15 protein-coding genes are annotated in these 19,099 nt (G+C 75.3%); 3 read left to right on the top strand and 12 right to left on the bottom strand.

The window, feature by feature from the left end:
- Positions 1-84 precede the first annotated feature (84 nt).
- Genes ACTJIY_RS17255 through ACTJIY_RS17225 form a run of 7 tightly spaced genes read right to left on the bottom strand, consistent with a single transcriptional unit; the run spans position 85 to position 9,035 of the window.
- Positions 85-1,953: a glycoside hydrolase family 13 protein gene (locus ACTJIY_RS17255; protein WP_440673824.1), complete on the bottom strand. Its 1,869-nt coding sequence runs from the start codon at positions 1,951-1,953 to the stop codon at positions 85-87.
- A 19-nt stretch (positions 1,954-1,972) separates the two neighbouring features.
- Positions 1,973-3,022 carry a DUF4037 domain-containing protein gene (locus ACTJIY_RS17250; protein ID WP_440673823.1) on the bottom strand — a complete coding sequence of 350 codons (1,050 nt, stop codon included), beginning with the start codon at positions 3,020-3,022 and terminating at the stop codon, positions 1,973-1,975.
- Between the two features lie 47 nt (positions 3,023-3,069).
- The gene (locus ACTJIY_RS17245; RefSeq protein ID WP_440673822.1) at positions 3,070-4,050 is read right to left on the bottom strand and encodes an NAD-dependent epimerase/dehydratase family protein; all 981 of its coding nucleotides are present in this window, start codon (positions 4,048-4,050) and stop codon (positions 3,070-3,072) included.
- Positions 4,047-5,861: an AMP-binding protein gene (locus tag ACTJIY_RS17240; protein ID WP_440673821.1), complete on the bottom strand. Its 1,815-nt coding sequence runs from the start codon at positions 5,859-5,861 to the stop codon at positions 4,047-4,049. The genes ACTJIY_RS17245 and ACTJIY_RS17240 overlap by 4 nt, the downstream gene beginning before the upstream one ends.
- On the bottom strand, positions 5,858-7,159 hold the full coding sequence (locus ACTJIY_RS17235; RefSeq protein WP_440673820.1) for a cytochrome P450: 1,302 nt from the start codon (positions 7,157-7,159) through the stop codon (positions 5,858-5,860). The genes ACTJIY_RS17240 and ACTJIY_RS17235 overlap by 4 nt, the downstream gene beginning before the upstream one ends.
- Positions 7,156-7,947 (bottom strand): glycosyltransferase family 2 protein, encoded by a 792-nt coding sequence (locus ACTJIY_RS17230; RefSeq protein ID WP_204542519.1) that lies wholly within the window; start codon positions 7,945-7,947, stop codon positions 7,156-7,158. The genes ACTJIY_RS17235 and ACTJIY_RS17230 overlap by 4 nt, the downstream gene beginning before the upstream one ends.
- Positions 7,944-9,035, bottom strand: coding sequence for a 3-oxoacyl-ACP synthase III family protein (locus tag ACTJIY_RS17225; RefSeq protein ID WP_253050614.1), 1,092 nt, complete (start codon positions 9,033-9,035; stop codon positions 7,944-7,946). Before ACTJIY_RS17225 ends, ACTJIY_RS17230 begins: the two co-directional genes overlap by 4 nt.
- 128 nt (positions 9,036-9,163) lie before the next feature.
- Between ACTJIY_RS17225 and ACTJIY_RS17220 the strand changes: the two genes are divergently transcribed.
- On the top strand, positions 9,164-10,483 hold the full coding sequence (locus ACTJIY_RS17220) for a cytochrome P450 (RefSeq protein ID WP_440673819.1): 1,320 nt from the start codon (positions 9,164-9,166) through the stop codon (positions 10,481-10,483).
- A gap of 37 nt (positions 10,484-10,520) precedes the next feature.
- Here ACTJIY_RS17220 and ACTJIY_RS17215 read toward each other — a convergent pair whose 3' ends face one another.
- The 3 genes from ACTJIY_RS17215 to ilvD (ACTJIY_RS17205) all read right to left on the bottom strand — a co-directional run bounded on the left by ACTJIY_RS17215 (position 10,521) and on the right by ilvD (ACTJIY_RS17205) (position 13,885).
- Positions 10,521-11,339 (bottom strand): hypothetical protein, encoded by an 819-nt coding sequence (locus ACTJIY_RS17215; RefSeq protein ID WP_440673818.1) that lies wholly within the window; start codon positions 11,337-11,339, stop codon positions 10,521-10,523.
- 71 nt (positions 11,340-11,410) lie between these two features.
- Entirely contained in the window at positions 11,411-12,085 is a 675-nt protein-coding gene (locus ACTJIY_RS17210) for a VOC family protein (RefSeq protein WP_440673817.1), read from the bottom strand.
- Between the two features lie 81 nt (positions 12,086-12,166).
- Complete coding sequence (gene ilvD, locus ACTJIY_RS17205; RefSeq protein WP_253050622.1) at positions 12,167-13,885, bottom strand: dihydroxy-acid dehydratase; 1,719 nt, start codon at positions 13,883-13,885, stop codon at positions 12,167-12,169.
- Positions 13,886-13,976: 91 nt separating this feature from the next.
- Here ilvD (ACTJIY_RS17205) and ACTJIY_RS17200 point away from each other — a divergent pair, with 91 nt between their 5' ends.
- Positions 13,977-14,543 carry a hypothetical protein gene (locus tag ACTJIY_RS17200; RefSeq protein WP_253050624.1) on the top strand — a complete coding sequence of 189 codons (567 nt, stop codon included), beginning with the start codon at positions 13,977-13,979 and terminating at the stop codon, positions 14,541-14,543.
- 76 nt (positions 14,544-14,619) lie between these two features.
- Here ACTJIY_RS17200 and ilvD (ACTJIY_RS17195) read toward each other — a convergent pair whose 3' ends face one another.
- Positions 14,620-16,485, bottom strand: coding sequence for a dihydroxy-acid dehydratase (gene ilvD / locus ACTJIY_RS17195; RefSeq protein WP_440673816.1), 1,866 nt, complete (start codon positions 16,483-16,485; stop codon positions 14,620-14,622).
- A gap of 307 nt (positions 16,486-16,792) precedes the next feature.
- Between ilvD (ACTJIY_RS17195) and ACTJIY_RS17190 the strand changes: the two genes are divergently transcribed.
- Positions 16,793-17,398 (top strand): DoxX family protein, encoded by a 606-nt coding sequence (locus ACTJIY_RS17190; protein ID WP_440673815.1) that lies wholly within the window; start codon positions 16,793-16,795, stop codon positions 17,396-17,398.
- A gap of 88 nt (positions 17,399-17,486) precedes the next feature.
- On the opposite strand, the gene ACTJIY_RS17185 is transcribed toward ACTJIY_RS17190, so the two are convergent.
- On the bottom strand, positions 17,487-19,097 hold the full coding sequence (locus ACTJIY_RS17185; RefSeq protein WP_440673814.1) for a peptide MFS transporter: 1,611 nt from the start codon (positions 19,095-19,097) through the stop codon (positions 17,487-17,489).
- Positions 19,098-19,099 lie beyond the last annotated feature (2 nt).

Genomic DNA, 19,099 nt, shown 5'->3' with positions numbered 1-19,099 from the left:
AGGAAGTACTACAAGGAGGATCGTCTGCACGTCATGGGACTGTACGCCCATGTCTCGGCGATGTCACGTGTCGAGGCGCCCGTCTCACGCACTGGGACGTGCGGCATCCTCGCCCGCCCGGCGGAGCACCCGTCCCTCCCACGGCCGCAGGTGCCCGACGGCGCCCGGCCGGCCCTCGGCGTCGGGCCCGCCCGGGTGCGTGGCCACCAGGGTCGACGCGTCCTCCCAGCCGGCGAGGACGTCGTCCGGCACGTCCTGGGGCTGCCCGCCCACGTTCACGAGGACGAGCAGCTCGTCGCGCACGGCCGTCCCGTCCGCCCGTGTCGTGTCGAGGCCGCGCGTGAACGCGTAGACCGCCTCGTGGTCCGGCAGGAGCATGTGGAAGTCCCCGAGCGCGACGACCGGCTCGTCGCGGCGCAGGGCGACGAGCCGCCGGTAGAAGTGCAGGACCGAGTCCTCGTCGGCCCACGCCGCCTCCGCGTTGATCGCGGTGTGGTTGGGGTTGACCTCGAGCCACGGCGTCCCTGTCGTGAACCCGGCGTTCGCGCTCGCGTCCCACTGCACGGGCGTACGGGCGTGGTCGCGGCTCGCGTGCGCGAGCACGGCGAGCATCTCGCCGTCGGTGCGCAGCCGCGGTCCGCCCGTCCGGCCGGTGAGCTCGCGGAAGTACCCGAGCGACTCGACGTCCTGGTACTGCTCGACGCGCGTGAACGGCGCGTTCGTCATGCCGAGCTCCTCGCCCTGGTAGACGTACGGCGTGCCGCGGTGCAGGTGCAGCAGGAGCGCGAGCGCCTTGGCCGACGCGACGCGGTGCGCGGGTGAGTCGTCGCCGAAGCGCGAGACGACGCGCGGCTGGTCGTGGTTGTCCCAGTAGAGGGCGTTCCAGCCGCGGTCGGCGAGGCCGGCCTGCCACCGGCCGAGCGTCGCCTTGAGGTCGGCGAGCTCCCACCGGACCGGGTCGTAGCGCGTCGCCCCGTGGTCGATGCCCATGTGCTCGAACTGGAACACCATGTCGACCTCGCGACGGTCGGGGTCGGTGTACCGGACGCCGTGCTCGACGGTCACCCCCGGCGTCTCCCCCACCGTGAGGATCTCGCGGCCCTGCGCGAGGTACGGGGCGAACACCTCGCGGTGCATCTCGGCGAGGAACTCGTGCACGCGCGGCCCGTCCGTGTAGTGCGGGCTCCCGTCGCCGTACGTCCCCCAGTGCACCTCGCCGTCGGGCAGCGAGCCGTCCGGGGCGACGTCCTTGGAGATCAGGTTGATGACGTCCATGCGGAACCCGTCGACGCCCCGGTCGAGCCACCTCCGCATCATCGCGTAGACCGCGTGGCGGACCTCCGGGTTCTCCCAGTTGAGGTCCGGCTGCTTGGTGTCGAACAGGTGCAGGTAGTACTCCCCCGAGGCCTCGTCGAACCGCCACGCGCTGCCCCCGAAGAAGGAGCGCCAGTTGGTCGGCTCCGCGCCCGGCGCCCCGGGCTCCATGCCGGTGCGCGCGGGACGCCACCAGTACCAGTCGCGCCGCGGGCTCTCGGCGGACGACCGCGACTGGACGAACCACGGGTGCTCGTCGCTCGTGTGGTTGACGACGAGGTCCATGACGAGCTTCATCCCGCGCGCGTGCAGACCCTCGATGAGGGCGTCGAGGTCCGCGAGCGACCCGAACAGCGGGTCGACGTCCTCGTAGTCGCTGATGTCGTACCCGTTGTCCGCCTGCGGCGACCGGTACACCGGGGACAGCCACACGACGTCCACGCCCAGCCGCTCCAGGTGATCGAGGCGCCGGGTGATCCCGGGGAGGTCCCCGACGCCGTCGCCGTCGGTGTCCTGGAACGAGCGCGGGTACACCTGGTACACGACCGAACGCGTCCACCACGGTGCGTCGGCAGGCGTCTCGGCGCCGGGCCACCCGCCGCGGGGCCGGGCGTCCGGGGTGGGTGCGGACGAGGTCATCGCACGGCTTCCTCTCGGGTCACGGGGTCGTGGTCCCAGCCTGCCCGACGCCGCGCGCCGCGGCGACGCGACGGCCGGGGTCCGTGAGGACGTCGACGTCGTCGACCCACTGCTCGACCGTCCCGACGCCCGGTGGCAGCGCCCGCACGGCCGGGTCCTGGATCGCGGCGGTCACCGCGTCGGCCACCGGCCCGAGCCCCCGGTACGGCCGGTCGAAGAACGGGACGACGACGTCGGCCACCGTCGGGAGACCCGCCTCGCCCTGGAGGTCGTGCAGGGACGCCAACCCCCGGCACAGCGCCGCCTCGCGCGGGCGCCAGTCGTCGGCCACGAGCGCCGCCGCGAGGTCGGGCCCGACGGCGGCGGCGGCGCGCGGGAGGGCGGCGAACGCCGTCCCGAACCACTTCGCGTACGGGGGCCAGCACCGCTCGAGCAGGAAGCCGAGGTGCATCGCGACGCGTACGAGCCGGGCCGCGACGACGCGCGACCCGAGGTCGTCGCCGCGCTCCGCCGTCCGGCCGACGAACGGCAGCTCCTGCCCGATCCGCGCCCAGTCGACGGCGACCGCGTACCGCCACAGGTCGTCCGGGTACCAGGCGAGGCGGTCGCGCGCCGCGGTGACCCGACCGTCGGTGTCCGCGAAGACGGGACCCGCGGTGACCTCGAGCACCGCCTGACCGGTGAGCGCGAGCCAGTCGTCCAGGGTGAGCGGGCGCGTCGCGTCGAGTCCCAGGCGGGACGTGGTGAAGCCCGACGGCGACGCGACCTCGACCTGGTGCGGGCCCTCCGGGCTCCACGTGGTCGGGAACCGGGTCGGGTGCCCGGCGAACGTGCCAGGCAGCGCCGCGTCGAGCAGCGCGTCGACCTCGTCGACCATCGGCTCGTCGACCAGCAGCGTCAGGCGCAGGCCCCAGTCGTGGTCGCGCGACGTCGCGTCGTCGAGCCCGAGGACGTCGGACCCGCTCCCGAGGCGTCCGGCCGCGTGCCGCAGCCCCGGCCAGCGGCCGAGCACGATCGGCCCGACGACCTCGTCGTAGTAGCGCCGCGCGAGGTCGGCCCCGGTCTCCACCCGGGCAACCTAGCGGGTCGGCGTCACGACACCCAGGGCTTTCGCCGCTACCAGCGCTCGGCCCCGACGAAGCTCGTGGGAGCGGGCTCGACCCCGAGCACGTCGCGCAGGACGGTGAGGTCGTAGGTGCGTTCCATCGCGAGGTGGCTCAGCGCGTACCGCGTGAGGCGCGGCGGCTCGGGACGCCGCAGCCGCCGCGCGACCGTCTCGACCGCGCCCGCGAGCGCCCATGCCGGGCGGACCGGGACGGCGACGACCCGGGCGTCGGTGCCGCGGCGGCGCAGCGCCGCGGTGAGCGCGTCGCGCAGCACGACCGGCGCGGCGTCGGCGACGTTCGCGACGAGCAGCCCGCGGTTCGGTCCTTCCCCGCGGCCGGCCGCGCGGGCCGCGCCGTCGGGCAGCGCGACGGCGGCCCGCACCGCGGCGAGGAGCGTGTCCACGTGCGTGAGCGACTGGAGCACGCGCCCGCCGCCGGGCAGGACGAGGCGCCCGCGCCGCACGGCGGCCTCGACCCGCGGGAGCAGCGTCGTGTCCCCCGGGCCGTAGACGGCGTGCGGGCGCAGCACGACGACGGCGCCCCGGTCGGGGTGGTGCGCGACGTCGCGGGCGAGCGCGCGCTCGGCCTCCGCCTTGGTCGTCCCGTAGGCGTCGAGGTACCGGTCGACCGGAGCCTCGTGCTCGCGGGCGCGCACGCTCGGGCGGTAGGGGTCGTACACGCTGCCGGACGACACGTGCACGAACCTCGCGCCCGGGAACGTGTCGCGCACCGCGAGCGTCCCGCCGACGTTGGTCGCGCGCGCGACGTCGGGCGCGCACCAGTCGGACACGGCGGCGCCCGCGTGCACGACGGCGTCCACCGCGGGCGGGTCGGGGAGCGGACCGGCGGTGAGGTCCCACGCGAGGTGCCGGGTGCCCGGGAGGCCCGGGTCGCGGCGGGAGGACGTCCAGACGTCGTGGCCGTCGGCGACGAGGCCGCGGGCGACCGCTCCCCCGACGAACCCCGATGCCCCGGTGACGACGACCCTCACGCGACGGCACCGCGCGCGTCGCGGCCGGCGGCGGCCGGCTCGGCGGGCACGAACGGCGCGGCGGCGCGCGAGAGCGCCGCGCGGTCGGGCTTGCGCGAGCGCCCCGCGAGCGGGACGCGGTCGGCGTGCAGCACGACGTCGGGCAGCGCGTCGTGGTCGAGCACGCCCGGCAGCGCCGTGCGCACCCGCGCGACGAGCGGGTGGTCCGGGTCGAGGCCGACGTCGCCGTCGGGCCGCGCACGACGGGTCGGCGCGCCGTCGGTCACCGAGCCCGTCGAGGTGCCGGTCGAGGTGCCCGTCGAGGTGCCCGTCGAGCCGACCGACGAGGTGACCACCAGCGCGACCCGCTCGTCCCCGTCCACCTGCGGCACGCCGACGAGGACCGCCTCGCCGACGCCGTCGAGCGCCGCGACGCGCGGCTCGAACAGGCCCGGGTAGATGTTGGTCGTCCCGCGGATGATCATGTCCCGCGTGCGGCCGACGAGCACGATCCTCCCCGCGTCGTCGAGCCGCGCGAGGTCGCCGGTGCGGTGCTCCGCGACACGCGCTCCCCTGCCGCGCGCCGGGGCGTCGAGGTCGTGCAGATAGCCCGCCATGAGCGACGGCCCGGACAGCACGAGCTCGCCGACGACGTCCGCGCCGCCGTCGGCCGGGCGGTCCGCCGGGTCGCCCGGCCCGTCGTCCTCCACCGGGTCGAGGTGCGCGACCGTCCCGGGAAGCGGCAGGCCGACGAGGTCGCCGTCCCCCGGGTGCGCGAGCTTCTCCCGGGCCTCGACCACCGCGACGGGCAGGATCTCCGTCATCCCGTACACCGCGACCCAGCGCGTGCCGGGCAGGACCCGTGTCGCGCGCGCCAGCAGGGCGCGCGTCACGGGGGCTCCGCCGACGAGCGCGACGCGCGGGCCGCGCGGTGGCACCGTCCCGGCCTCGACGGCGTCGAGCAGCGCCGTGACGTCCGCGGGCACGAGGTACGTGCCCGCGGCGCCGTCGAGCTGACGAGCGAACGTCACGACGTCGCGGCTCGGCGGGTCGGCCGGCACGGACCACGTGGCACCCGCGAGCAGTGCCGGGACGCCGAGCAGCATCTGGTCGGTGTGCACGACGTCGCCCGGCGCGAGCGCGAACACGTCCCGCAGCAGGTCGCACCCGGCGAGCAACGACCCGGCCGTGTGCACCACGGCCTTGGGCTGCGCCGTCGTGCCGGACGTGAAGACGGTCAGGGCCTCACGGTCCGGGTCGAGCTCTGGCAGCGCCGCGCGGTCGACCGGGCCGGCGCCGAGGCGACGCGCGGCGCGCGAGCCGCGTGGCACCCCGGGGAGCCACGGCCCCGCGTGCACGTGCCGCAGCGGCAGGCTCGCGTAGTCCGGCAGGAGCAGCCCGCGCGAGCGGGCCAGACGGCGCAGCGGCCCCCGCGACACCGCGTACAGCAGCGACTCGGTCGTCGCGAGCGACGGCCCGGCAGCGCCGACGCGTGCCGTGAACAGCTCGGGCGTCGACCCGGGGTCGACGAACACGATCGTGCCGCCCGCGCGGACGACCCCGAACGCCAGCATGACACCCTCCGGCCGGGGACGCACCGAGAACAGCGCCCGGTCGCCGGGCGCGAGCCCGTCCGCCGCGAGCGCCGTCGCGGTCGCCTCCACGCGGCGGGCGAGGTCGGCGTACGTGACCTCCTCGCGCACTCGCGCGCCCCGACGGCCGGGCCGCGTCCAGTGCCGGAGGGCGACGGCGTCCGCGGACGCGTGCCCTGGTGCGCCCCGCTCGAGGATCGGGCCCAGCAGGTGGCGAGCCGCGTCGTCGGCCGCGGTCACGCCGCCTCCCCTGCCGACGCCACGGCCGACCCGGCGCCCGGGCGCGCGGACCCGCCCGGCGCGCCCACCCCGCCGCCGGCCGCACGCACCCCGAGCGATCGGTACGCGGGGATGAGCACCCCGCGCGCGACGGCACGGTCGGTGACCTCGACGCTCCGCCCCGCCGCGGCGACGGGGCGCAGGGCGTCCAGCACCGCGTCGACCTGGGCCATGGCGAGCGGCATGCCGAGGCAGAAGTGCGGGCCGGCACCGAACCACAGGTGCCGCACGGCCGGGTCGACGGGTGCGTCGGGGTCGAAGGGGCCTGCGTCCTTGCAGCAGGAGATCGTCGCGATCACGACCCGGTCCCCCGCGCGGACGCGGACGTCGCCCACGGTCGCGTCGGCGCGCACCGACCGCAGCATCGCGGGCGTGGGCGCCGTGACGCGCAGCGCCTCCTCCACGACGCGCCCGCGCAGCGCCGCGCCCTCGGGACCGGGCGGCGCGGCCAGGAGCCGGTCGAGCCAGCCCGTGTCCGCCGTGAGCGCGACGAGGCGCGGCACGAACGACTGGATCGTCTCCGTCCCGGTGAGGACGAACGCGCCGACCGCGCCCATCGCCTCGTCCTCCGAGAGTCCGAGCTCGCGCATGCGCCCCGGCACGGTCGCGGGGTCGCCGTCCCGGTACGCGTCCCGCGCGGGAGCCGAGAGCCGGGCGAGGACGGCGCGCGCGTGCCGCACCTGCGCGGGCGTGAGGCTGCGTCGGTGCAGCCGCACCAGGCCGACCACGGACTGCGCGGCCGTCATCGCCTCGCGCACGGCGACGTCGGTGGGCGGCAGCCCGGTCATGGCGCAGATGACGGTGCCCGCCATGGCCGCGGTCTCCGCGACGAGGTCGACGCGCGCGCCCGCCAGCAGGCGCGGCGCGAGCCCCGCGAGGACGTCCGGGACGCTGACCGCCACGAGGTCCCGCACCGCCCGCGGGGTGAAGAGCCCGGAGAGCGCGCGGCGCAGGCGCGCGTGGTCGGCGCCCTCCATGTTGAGCAGCACGGACGGCCCGAGCACGGGCGTCCACAGGTCCGACGGCGACCCCGGGCCCACCTTGGTGAACCGCTCGGTGTCGAGCAGCACGGCCCGCGCGGTCGCGGCGTCGGACACGACCACCCCGATGCCGGGGACGCGCACGACCGGGCCGCGGTGGCGCAGCGCCCGGATCGCCGGGTAGACGAGCGGGTGCGCACGGCGCTGGACGCGCTCCTCCCAGCGCATCGCCGCGGCGAGCCCGACCGGGGCCGGCGCGACCGCCGTCGTCCCCGTCACCGGATGTCCACCACCTCGGGCCGGTACCGGTGGTCGGCGTACCAGCCGAGCGTCCGCACGAGGCCCCACGCGTGCGCGCGGCGCGCCGACGCGAGCACGACGACCTCGCGGTGCGCCCCGTACCTCCGGGTCAGGCGCCGCACCGCGTTGACGAGCGCCCGGTCCTCGTGGACGTCCTCGATCGCGGTGCGCGGGAACCCGCCCGCGGCCTCGTAGAGCTCCGCGGTGATCGCCATGTTGCAGCCCGGCGCCATGACGTACGGGCCGAGGTAGGACGGGTCCTGGTTGCCGGGCCGGAAGCGCCCGAACGTGCTCGCCACGCTCACCGCCGCCGACAGCACCCCCTGCTGGACGCGCGAGACCGGCCGGTCGTCCGTCCGCGCCACGAGCCGGCCCGCGACGAGGTCGTGCCCGCTCGCGAACGCCGCCCGCACGCGCCGGGTCCAGTCCGGCAGCGGGAGGCAGTCGGCGTCCGTGCGGGCGAGGTGCGTCGCCCCCTGCTCGATCGCCGCGCGCATCCCCGTGTCGGCCGCGGCGCCCGTGCCCTTCTGCGGCTCGTCGACCACGCGCCAGCGCGTCATGCCCCACGCCGCGGCGGTCGCGCGGACGAGGTCGCCCGTCCCGTCCGACGACCCGTTGTCGACGACGACGAGGTCGAAGTCGGTGTCCTGCTGGTCGCGCAGCGCCTCGAGCGTCGCGACGATCCCGTGCGCCTCGTCGCGCGCGGGCACGACGACGGCGAGCCGCTGCGGGCTCGCGACGTGCCGCGTGAACCGGCGCGCGGTCACAGCCGCACCACCGTCGCGCCGATGCTGATGCCGCCGGCGAGCCCGACCAGCACGACGACGTCCCCCGGCCCGACCCGGCCGGTCTCCAGCGCCGTGGCGAGCTGCAGCGGGAGCGTCGCGGAGGCGACGTTGCCGTGGTCGGCGACGGTGACGAGCGTGCGGCCCGTCGGGAGGCCGAGCGCGGCGTGCACGTCGTCGAGGTACGCGACGGCGACCTGGTGGACCGCGACGAGCGCGACGTCGTCCCACCCGAGGCCCGCGCGACCCAACGCGTCGAGGACGACGCCCGGGCCCAGCGCGAGGAACGCGTCACGCAGGCGCGACCCGTCGATCTCGAAGTAGGTCCGCTCGAGGTCGCGCGGGTGCGCGGTGCCGCCGCCCGGGAGCATGCCGACGTCCCAGTGCGTCGACTCCGCGCCGAACGCGCTCGCGAGGATGCCGCGCGGTGCGGGCGCCCCGGCGGCGTCACGCGCGTCGGCCTCCGCCGGCGTGGCGCGGCGCACGAGGACGGCCGCCCCGGCGTCGGACATCGTGTAGCCCGGCGCGGAGAGCAGGTACGTCGCGCGGTCCGGGACGTCCCAGCGCACCGCGCGCGACGGCGCCTCGCCCGACGCGATCAGGACCGTCGCGTAGCGCCCGGTGCCGATGAGCGCCTCCGCGACCTCGATCGCGTTGAGCACCGAGTTGCACGCGTTCTTGACGTCCATCACCGGCGCGCGGACGCCGAGCTTCGCCGCGACGATGTGGCTCGTCGCGGGCTCGACCATGTCCTGGCTCGCCGACGCGAAGAGCAGCAGGTCGACGTCGTCGGTCGCCAGCCCCTCGGTCGCGAGCAGCTTCTCCGCGGCCGCGACCGCGAGGTCGGACGCGTCCCAGTCGTCCGGGAGCACGTGCACCTGCCGCACGCCCGTGAGGCGCGCAACCATCGGCACCCGCGGCGCCGCGCCCGGGTTGCGCTCCGCGAGGGCGCGCTCCGCGTCGCGCACGTCGACCGTGCGCTCGGGCAGGTGCACCCCGACCGCGGCGAGCACCGCCGTCGGGGGTGCGAGGGGCGGGCGGGACGCCGTCCCGGCGGGGTTCACTGGCACGCGCGACACAGTAGCCAAGCAGACCCGCTCCGACGGTGGTCGTCCACAGGATCCGATGGGGTGAACTGCCCATCCCCAGATCGCGGCGTGCCCGCCCGGAGCCGCCGCGTGTGCGCCACACTGACCCGGTGACTGCGACCACGACCGCGCCGGTGACCACCCGCGAGCGACGCCGCGCCCTGCCCACGACCCGGCGCGAGCTGCAGGTGCTGGCCGCCGCGCGGCCCGCGATGGCCGGCGTCCTGCTCGCGGGCGGGGCGCTCGCCGGGGCGCGCGCGGGCGGCGGTCTGCGCAAGTTCCCGGGGCTCGGCTGGGTGACCGCGGACCCGACGGTCGGACGGCGGATCCTCACCGACCACCGGCACTTCACGATCGTCGGGGAGGGCGGGGTCGGGCACCTGTGGGCGCAGATCCTCGGCGACTGGGTGCTCGACCTGTTCGACGGCCCGGGCCACCACGACCTGCGCACGCGCTCGCGCGAGCTCTTCACCGAGGCGAGCGCCGCGGCGCTCGTCGACGGCGCGTGGTCCGTCGCCCTCGACGACGCGAGGCGGACCCTCGCGGCGGGCGGGACGGTCGACGTCGGCCGGCTGGCTCGCGTGCTGGTGGGACGGATGATGATCTCCCTGCTCGGCATCCCGACGCTCGGCGGCGCGGCCGCCCCCGACGGCGGGTCCGCCGTCGTCCCGGGCGACGACGACGCGCTCACCGCCTTCGCGACGGGCGAGCGCCTCGCGTCGATCGCGCTCGGCAGCGCGGGCTCGACGTACCTCTCGCCGGAGCAGGTCGCGGCGGCGCAGGAGATCGTCGCCGAGCTGACCCGGGGCGTGCCCGACGGCTGGCGGCACGCCCCCGCCGACCGCCTGCTCGGCCGGTGCCGCGAGCTCGGCCTCGGGCTGGAGGAGACCACGGGGCTCGCGAGCCTGCTCATGGTCGCGGGCACGGAGACGTCGGCGTCCGCGATGGCCCGCACCACGGCGCTCCTCGTCGACACGGGCGAGCAGCACCGCCTGCTGCGCCTCATGGCCGACGAGCGCGCGCACCCCGTCGAGCGCGCCGCGGGCGAGCCCGACGTCGTCGAGAACGCGGTGCGCGAGGGCCTGCGCGTGACCAGCCCGGCGTCGGTCATCGGGCGCGGCGTCTCCGCGGACGTCGAGGTCGCGGGGCGCACGCTGCGCGCCGGGGAGCGCGTCATGATCCTCACGTGGGCCGCGAACGTCGCCGCCGGGCCGTTCCGCGCCGACCGCCCCTACGTGCGCGAGACGCGCCAGCTCTGGTTCGGCGCGGGCCGCCACCTGTGCCTCGGGGCGGCGCTCGCACGCGCCGAGATCGCCGCGCTGCTGCACGCGTTGTGGGACGACGGCGTGCCGCTGCGAGTCGTGTCCCGCCGGGCGAAGCGGCGCGTGCTCGTGCCGGGGTACGACGAGCTCGTCGTCGCGCGCGCCTGACGCGGCGAGGCCGGGCCGCGCCACGCGGCGCCGGGCGTCAGCCCTGGGGCGTCACGCTCCACGTGCCCGCGGTCTTCACGGCCAGGACGCCGGGCAGCACCAGGTCGAACGTCTCGGTGAACGCCTCGGTGTCGCCGAACACGCGCGACGCCTCGCGCGTGACGCCGAAGTACCGGCCCTGGAACGAGTCCTCCGGGCCGGCGGGCGTCCACGCGACCTCGGCGCTCGTCGCGGTGCCGTCCAGCCGCAGGACGGTCGAGCCGGTGCCCGACTGCGCTCCCGTCACGGGCGGCAGGTCGTTCCAGCTCTCGAGCCGCACCGACCAGTCCCCCGGGGTCTCGAGCCAGATCGACTGCTGCGGCGCGGAGTCCTCGAACACGTCCATGAGGTAGGAGCCCGTCGCCTCGCCGAGGGTGCCGGGGTACGGGGTGACGTCCGTGGGCGCCATGAACGCGCGCGCCCCGGCGCAGTCGCCGCAGTCGAGGTGCACGACGACGGCGAACTCGCCGTCGCGCACGAACGACACCGCCGCGCTCCCCGTACCGCTCACGACGGCGGGCGCCCCGGCGGCGACCGTGCCGGCGTCGACCGCCTGCGCGGGCGGCTCCGACGGCCGGTCCGCGAGCGGGTCGTCCGCGTCGGCGGCCGCGTCCGTCGGCTCGTCGGTCGCGCCCGCCGCGTCGTCGGGCTCCGCCGACGGGGTCGGGGTCGCGGCCGACGTCGTCGGTCGCGGACCCGGCTCGGCACCGGTCGAGCACGCGCCGAGCGCGACGACGCAGGCCGCGGCGACGAGGAGCGGCACGACGGCGGGGGCGGGCCTCCGGCGACACAGGAAGCTCACAGGACCGGTTCTCATGGGACCAGGGTCTCAGGCGCGCCCGGCCCCGGTCGCGGGCGTCTCACCGGCGCGGCGGCACGGGTGGACGGTCAGTCGCGCGCCTGCCACGTGCAGACGCACGCCTCGTTGCCCTCGGCGTCGGCGAGGACCCAGAACGCGGGCGCGCGGCGGTCGGACACGAGATGACCGCCCGCCGCGATGGCGGCCGTCACGCGCGCCTCGGCGACGTCGTGCGGCACGGTCACGTCCACGTGGATGCGGTTGCGCTGCTCGCGCGGCGCGTCCATCTGCTGGAACCAGAACGCGGGGGCATGAGCCGTCGGGTCGTGGAGGTCGGGCGCGGGCAGCTCCGGGGAGCCCTCGTCGAACCCCAGGACCGCGCGCCAGAACGGCTGGACCGCCGAGCCGACCAGGGTGTCGATCGCGATCTCGAGGTCCTGCACCGCCGTCGGGTCCGCGACGAGGTCGAGCTCGCGCGCCGCGGCGGAGACCTGCCGGGCGAGGTCGACGTCGCGCGTGCTGACGCCGCCGACGTCGTGCGAGGACAGCCGGACCGTCACGGTCCCGTAGCGCAGGTCGACGTCGGGGTGGTGGTTCGCCGCCTCGGCGAGCTCGCCGATCGCGTCGACCAGCTCCACCCCCGCGGTGAACGACCCGGTGCGGAACAGCGTCTGCACCGTCCCGAGGATGTACCGCCAGTCTTCGACGCCGTCGCTGTCGTGGAACTGGCGCGCGGTGATGCGGTCGTCCGCCGTCTGGGTCATGGCCGTCCTCCGGGTGGGCGTCGCTGCGTCGAGGTGCGACACCACGCTAGTGCCCGCGCCCGACGCACGCGCGGCCCGCGCCTACTCGAGGATCGCGCCGCGAGACGCGGACTGGACGAGCTTGGCGTACTTGGCGAGCACGCCGCGCGTGAACGTCGGCGGCAGCGGCGCCCACCCGTCACGGCGCGCGGCGAGCGTGTCCGCGTCGACGAGCAGGTCGAGCGTCTTGTTCGCCACGTCGAGCCGGATCGGGTCGCCGTCGCGCACGAACGCGATGGGCCCGCCGTCGACCGCCTCGGGCGCGACGTGCCCGACGCACAGCCCGGTCGTCCCGCCGGAGAAGCGGCCGTCGGTGAGCAGCAGGACCGTCTTGCCGAGCCCAGCGCCCTTGATCGCGCCCGTGATCGCCAGCATCTCGCGCATGCCTGGGCCGCCCTTGGGCCCCTCGTACCGAATGACGACGACGTCGCCGTCGGTGATCGTCCCGTCCTCCAGGGCGTCGAGCGCCGCCCGCTCGCGCTCGAAGACGCGCGCCGTCCCCTCGAACACGTCCTCGTCGAACCCGGCGGACTTCACGACGGCGCCCTCGGGCGCGAGCGACCCGTGCAGGATCGTGATGCCCCCAGTGTGGTGGATCGGGTTGTCGAGCGCCCGCAGGATCTTGCCGTCCGGGTCCGGCGGGTCGATGTCGGCGAGGTTCTCCGCGACCGTGCGGCCCGTGACGGTGAGCGCGTCGCCGTGCAGCAGCCCGGCGTCGAGCAGGGCCTTCATCACGACGGGCACGCCGCCGATGCGGTCGACGTCGTTCATCACGTAGCGCCCGAACGGCTTGAGGTCCCCGAGGTGCGGCACGCGGCTCGCGACGCGGTCGAAGTCGGCGAGCGTGAGGTCGACCTCCGCCTCGTGCGCGATGGCCAGCAGGTGCAGCACCGCGTTGGTCGAGCCGCCGAACGCCATGACGACGGCGATCGCGTTCTCGAACGCCTCCTTCGTCATGATGTCGCGCGCCGTGATGCCGAGCCGCAGCAGGTTGACGACGGCCTCGCCCGAGCGGTGCGCGAACGCGTCCCGGCGCCGGTCCGCCGACGGCGGCGCCGCCGACCCGGGCAGCGACATGCCCATCGCCTCCGCGACCGACGCCATCGTGTTCGCCGTGTACATGCCGCCGCACGCGCCCTCGCCGGGGCAGATCGCCCGCTCGATGCGGTCCACGTCCTCCCGGCTCATGAGCCCGCGCGCGCACGCGCCGACCGCCTCGAACGCGTCGATGAGCGTGACGTCCTTCTCCGTGCCGTCGGAGAGCTTGACCCAGCCCGGCATGATCGAGCCCGCGTAGAGGAACACGCTCGCCAGGTTCAGCCGCGCCGCCGCCATGAGCATCCCCGGCAGCGACTTGTCGCACCCCGCGAGCAGCACCGTCCCGTCCAGGCGCTCCGCCTGCACGACCGTCTCGACCGAGTCCGCGATGATGTCGCGGCTCACGAGCGAGAAGTGCATCCCCTCGTGGCCCATGGAGATGCCGTCGGAGACGGAGATCGTCCCGAACTGCAGCGGGTACCCGCCGCCCGCGTGCACGCCCTCCTTCGCGCCCTGCGCCAGCCGGTCGAGCGACAGGTTGCACGGCGTGATCTCGTTCCACGAGCTCGCGATGCCGATCTGCGGCTTGGCGAAGTCCTCGTCGCCCATCCCGACGGCGCGCAGCATCCCGCGCGACGCCGTCGCCTCCAGACCGTCCGTGACCTGGCGGGAACGAGGCTTGAGGTCGGGTCCGGCGTCCGTGCGCGGGGTCTGCCCAGTCATGCCCCCACTCTAGGAACGCGGTCGCCGGACGGCGCGCCGGACGTCCCGAGACACGCCGACCCGGCCAGGGACCGCACGGCATCATGGGCCCGTGCGCACACGATCCCTCGCCACCGCTGCCCTCGTCTCCGCTCTCGCCCTGGTCGTGACGACCGCGTGCACCGCCCCGGGGCCGTCGAGCGCGGACCCCGGCGACACGACGTCGGCGGCGCCCCCCTCGTCGTCAGGCTCCCCGACCGCTGCCCCCGACGACGTCGCGACCGAGGACGAGACCGAGCCGGCACCCGAGGAGGAGCTCGCGGAAGAGCGCAGCGAGACGCCCGAGGAGTCGTTCCGCGCGTGGCTCGCCGCGAGCCGCGCGCCAGACGTGGAGGTCGCGTGCGGCTACCTCACCCCGGAGCTCGCCGAGCGGATGGTCGCCGAGATGACGTCGCAGGGGTGGCCGGGCATCACGGACTGCGCATCGATGATCACGACGACCGCCGGCCTGTACGCGGCCGTCGGCGACGTCCCGGACGTCGAGATCGCGGTCCGCGAGGAGCGCGCCGAGACGACGGTGCTGTCCGTCGTCTACGGCGGCGGCGACTGCGGCAGCGCCGTCATGGCACCCGCGGGCACGCGATGGGTCGTCACGGAGCAGTCCGAGGAGGAGTGCTGACGCCCGCCGCGGACGCACGCCCCCGGCACGACGACGGGCCCGCACCTCGCGAGGTGCGGGCCCGTCGTCGTCGGGATCAGCGGCTGCGCTTGATGAGCGACACGTCGCGGACGGCGCCGCGGTCGGCGGAGGTCGCCATCGCGGCGTACGCCTGGAGCGCGGGCGAGACGTAGCGGTCGCGGTCGACCGGCTGCCACGGGTTCTCGCGCGTCTCCATCTTGGCGCGGCGCTCGGCGATCACCTCGTCCGGGACGTTGAGGCGGATGAGGCGCGTGTCGACGTCGATCTCGATCTCGTCGCCGTCCTCGACGAGGCCGATGACGCCGCCCGCGGCGGCCTCGGGCGAGACGTGGCCGACGGAGATGCCCGACGACCCGCCGGAGAAGCGGCCGTCGGTGATGAGCGCGGTCACCTTGCCGAGGCCGCGGCCCTTGATGAACGACGTCGGGTACAGCATCTCCTGCATGCCCGGGCCGCCCGCGGGGCCCTCGTAGCGCACGACGACGACGTGCCCCGGCTCGACCTGCTTGGTGAGGATCTTCTCGACCGCCTCGTCCTGCGACTCGCAGACGAGCGCCTTGCCGACGAAGTGGAAGACGTCCGGGTCGACCCCGGCGGTCTTGAACACGGCGCCGTCCTCGGCGAGGTTGCCGCGCAGCACGGCGAGGCCGCCCTCGACGGTGTACGCGTGCTCGAGGTCGCGGATGCAGCCCTCGGCCGCGTCGGTGTCGAGCGACTCCCAGCGGTTCGACGTCGAGAACGCCTGCGTGGTGCGCACTCCCCCGGGCGCCGCGTGGAACAGCTCGATCGCGCGGTCGGTCGCCTTGCCGCCCCGGACGTCCCAGTCGTCGAGCCACTCGCGCAGCGTCGGGGTGTGGACGCTCGTGACGTCGTGGTCGAGCAGGCCCGCGCGGTCGAGCTCGCCCAGGAGGGCGGGGATGCCGCCGGCGCGGTGCACGTCCTCCATGTGGAAGTTCGGGTGGTTCGGCGCGACCTTGGACAGGCACGGCACCTGGCGGCTGATCCGCTCGATGTCGGTGAGGTCGAAGTCGACCTCGCCCTCCTGCGCCGCGGCGAGGATGTGCAGCACGGTGTTCGTCGAGCCGCCCATCGCGACGTCGAGCGCCATGGCGTTGGAGAACGCGGCCTTGGTCGCGATCGAGCGCGGCGCGACCGAGTCGTCCTCGTCCTCGTAGTAGCGCTTGGCGAGGTCGACGATCGTGCGGCCGGCCTCGAGGAACAGCTCCTTGCGCGCGGCGTGCGTCGCGAGGGTCGAGCCGTTGCCCGGGAGCGACAGGCCGAGCGCCTCGGTGAGGCAGTTCATCGAGTTCGCGGTGAACATGCCCGAGCACGACCCGCACGTGGGGCACGCGTTCTCCTCGACCTGCGCGAGCGCGGCGTCGGACACGTTGTCGTCCGCCGAGTAGTTGATCGCGTTGACGAGGTTGAGGTGGGTCTTGGCGACGCCGTCGGCGACGACCGCCTTGCCCGCCTCCATGGGGCCGCCGGACACGAAGATCACCGGGATGTTGAGCCGCAGCGCGGCGTTGAGCATGCCGGGCGTGATCTTGTCGCAGTTCGAGATGCACACGAGCGCGTCGGCGCAGTGCGCGTTGACCATGTACTCGACCGAGTCGGCGATGAGGTCGCGGCTCGGCAGCGAGTAGAGCATGCCGCCGTGGCCCATCGCGATGCCGTCGTCGACGGCGATCGTGTTGAACTCCTTGGAGACGCCACCGGCCTCGCGGATCGCCGACGCGACGAGGTCGCCCATGTCCTTGAGGTGGACGTGGCCGGGGACGAACTGCGTGTACGAGTTCGCGATCGCGATGATCGGCTTGCCGAAGTCCTCCGAGCCCATGCCGGTCGCGCGCCAGAGGGCGCGGGCGCCGGCCATGTTGCGGCCGTGGGTGGACGTCCGGGAGCGCAGGGGGCGGCTCATGTCGGTTCAGCTCCTTCGACGGGTGGCCGCGGCCGATCCTCCGGCCGCCGGGTCACATTACGCCTGTCGGGGACCGGACGAACCGGGCGTCCGTCTCGTGGTCGTCGGGCTACGTACGCGGAGTCCCTACCCCCTGAGGGATCTCCACCTAAACGTTACGTAAGGGTTGAACCGCCGCAGGGCACCCTGCCACCGTGGACGGGCACGGCACGGCCGGGGACCTCGGCGACGCCTCGACGGAGAGCGGCGGCAGGTCAGGTCCCGGCACCGACCCGATCCTCAGATCCCGTTCCCGAGGGGGCACCTCATGTCCACGTCCACCGCACGCACGACCTCACCGCCCGGCGGCGCCTCCCCGACCGCCGCGCGCGCCGCCGCCACCGCGACGACCGGTCCCGTCACCCAGGACGACGTCGTCACGCGCTCCCCCGCCCGGCACGCCCTCGCGCTCGCCCGGCTCGGCGCCGCGGTCGTGTTCCTCTGGCCGTTCGCCGACAAGCTCCTCGGCCTCGGGTACGCGACGCCGCGCGACCGCGCGTGGCTCGCGGGTGCCGCCCCGGCCCAGGGGTACCTCGAGCACGGGGTCCAGGGCCCGCTCGCGGGCACCTTCACCGCGATGGCCGGCCCCGTCACGGACTGGCTCTTCATGCTCGGTCTGCTCGGCGTCGGCCTCGCGCTCCTGCTCGGGATCGGCCTACGCGTGGCCGCGGTGAGCGGCGCCCTGCTCTTCGGCATGCTCTGGCTGTCGCAGTGGCCGCTCGCGGCCGGGTCGAACAACCCGGTCGTCGACCAGCACGTCCTCGTGGTGCTGCTCCTCGTCGTCCTCGCGACGACGCTCGCGGGCGACACCTGGGGGCTCGGCCGCCGCTGGGCCGCGCTGCCCCTCGTCCGCCGGGCGCCCTGGCTGCGCTGACGGCGGCCCGCCCCGCCGGGACCGCGCGAGGTCGCAACGGCGCGACCTCGCGCGGCCACGGTCCCGGCGCGTGGCCGACCGAGCGCCGTCAGGCGCCGGCCGTGTGCGCGCCCTCGAGCTCGTCGGCGTGGCGGACGTGCCGCGTGACCCACGGGGCCAGCGCGAACAGCACGAGCGCGAACACGAGCGTCACGGCGCCGATACCCCCGAAGTACGCGGTGTCGGACGCCCCCTCGGTGACCTGCACGACCTGCGCCGTGATGGCCTGACCCGCCGCGGGTGCGAGGAACCAGAGCGCCATCGCCTGGGACCGGAACGCCTTCGGCGCCAGCAGCGTCGTCGCCGCGAGGCCGACGGGAGACAGGCACAGCTCACCGAGCGTCTGGATCACGTAGACGAGCACGAGCACCCAGGACGGGGCCTTGCCGTCGCCGACGACCGCGGACGCGACGGCGAGGAAGAGGAACGACACCGACGCGAGGGTGAGACCGATGGCGAACTTGTTGGCCGTCGTCGGGCGGTCCCCGGTCTTGATCCAGATCCACGCGAACACCGGCGCGAGGACGATGATCGACAGCGGGTTGACCGACTGGAAGAACTCGGGACTGATGCCGACGCCGAAGAAGGTGAGGTCGGTCCGGTCCTTCGCGAACGCGGAGAGCGTCGTGGCCGCCTGCTCGAAGATCATCCAGAAGAGCATCGCCGCGACGAACAGCGGGATGTAGGCGATGACGCGCGGGCGCTCGGCGTCGGTCACGCGCGGCGAGCGGTACATGACGACGAAGTACGCGATCGGCGCGAGGAACGCCAGGTAGGACATCGTGTCGATGAACGTCGAGATGTCGAAGCCGCCGGCCACCAGGACCGCGATCAGCCCCACGAGCACGACGCCCGCGGCGATGAGCAGGAAGACGCGCGCGATCGTCGCCCGCTCCTCGGGGCGCACGGGGTTGGGCACGTGCGCGCCCGCCTCGCCGAGGTAGCGGCGGCCCGCGACGAAGAACACGAGCGCGACGGCCATGCCGACCGCCGCCACCGCGAACCCGGCGTGGTACCCGCCCCAGGCGCGCGCGGCCCCGACGAGGAACGGCGCGACGAACGACCCGAGGTTGATGCCCATGTAGAAGATGGAGAAGCCCGAGTCGCGCCGCGGGTCGTCGCGCGCGTAGAGCTCGCCGACCATGGACGACACGTTGGGCTTGAGCAGACCCGTCCCGAGCGCGACCATCGCGATGCCCGCCATCGAGAAGCCCGCGCCCGGGACCGTGAGGCTCACGTGCCCCGCGGCGATGACGATCCCGCCGTACAGGACCGAGCGACGCGAGCCGATCACGCGGTCCGCGAGCCACCCGCCCACGACGGAGAGCAGGTAGACGCTCGTGCCGTAGATCGAGACGAGCGCCAGACCGGTCGTCTCGCCGATCCCGAGCCCGCCGTTCGCCACGGAGTCCGTGAGGTAGAACAGCAGGATCGCGCGCATCCCGTAGTAGCTGAACCGCTCCCACAGCTCCGTGGTGAAGAGCGTCAGCAGGCCGCGCGGGTGCCCGAAGAACGCGTGGTCCCCCTCGATCGCGCCGGCCGCGGGTCCCGGACCGGCCGCTGAGCCGGGCGGGCGCGCGACGGCGCCCGGGCCGGGTGGTGCACCCGGGTCCGGCTCGACCTCGAACTCGCGTTCGCCGCCGCCACCCCGCGTCGCCATGC

The sequence above is a fragment of the Cellulosimicrobium sp. 22598 genome, from assembly GCF_052044445.1.
In the GTDB taxonomy this organism is placed as follows: Bacteria; Actinomycetota; Actinomycetes; order Actinomycetales; family Cellulomonadaceae; genus Cellulosimicrobium; species Cellulosimicrobium cellulans_G.
The sequence above is the reverse complement of the archived record's forward strand: the minus strand, read 5'-3'. Positions and strand labels throughout refer to the sequence as shown.

Bases quoted from the DNA above. Each gene is read 5' to 3' on its own strand.
- ACTJIY_RS17255 (WP_440673824.1), bottom strand. From the start codon at position 1,953: ATGACCTCGTCCGCACCCACCCCGGACGCCCGGCCCCGCGGCGGGTGG.
- ACTJIY_RS17215 (WP_440673818.1), bottom strand. From the start codon at position 11,339: ATGAGAACCGGTCCTGTGAGCTTCCTGTGTCGCCGGAGGCCCGCCCCC.
- ACTJIY_RS17210 (WP_440673817.1), bottom strand. From the start codon at position 12,085: ATGACCCAGACGGCGGACGACCGCATCACCGCGCGCCAGTTCCACGAC.
- ilvD (WP_253050622.1), bottom strand. From the start codon at position 13,885: ATGACTGGGCAGACCCCGCGCACGGACGCCGGACCCGACCTCAAGCCT.
- ilvD (WP_440673816.1), bottom strand. From the start codon at position 16,485: ATGAGCCGCCCCCTGCGCTCCCGGACGTCCACCCACGGCCGCAACATG.
- ACTJIY_RS17190 (WP_440673815.1), top strand. From the start codon at position 16,793: ATGTCCACGTCCACCGCACGCACGACCTCACCGCCCGGCGGCGCCTCC.
- ACTJIY_RS17185 (WP_440673814.1), bottom strand. From the start codon at position 19,097: ATGGCGACGCGGGGTGGCGGCGGCGAACGCGAGTTCGAGGTCGAGCCG.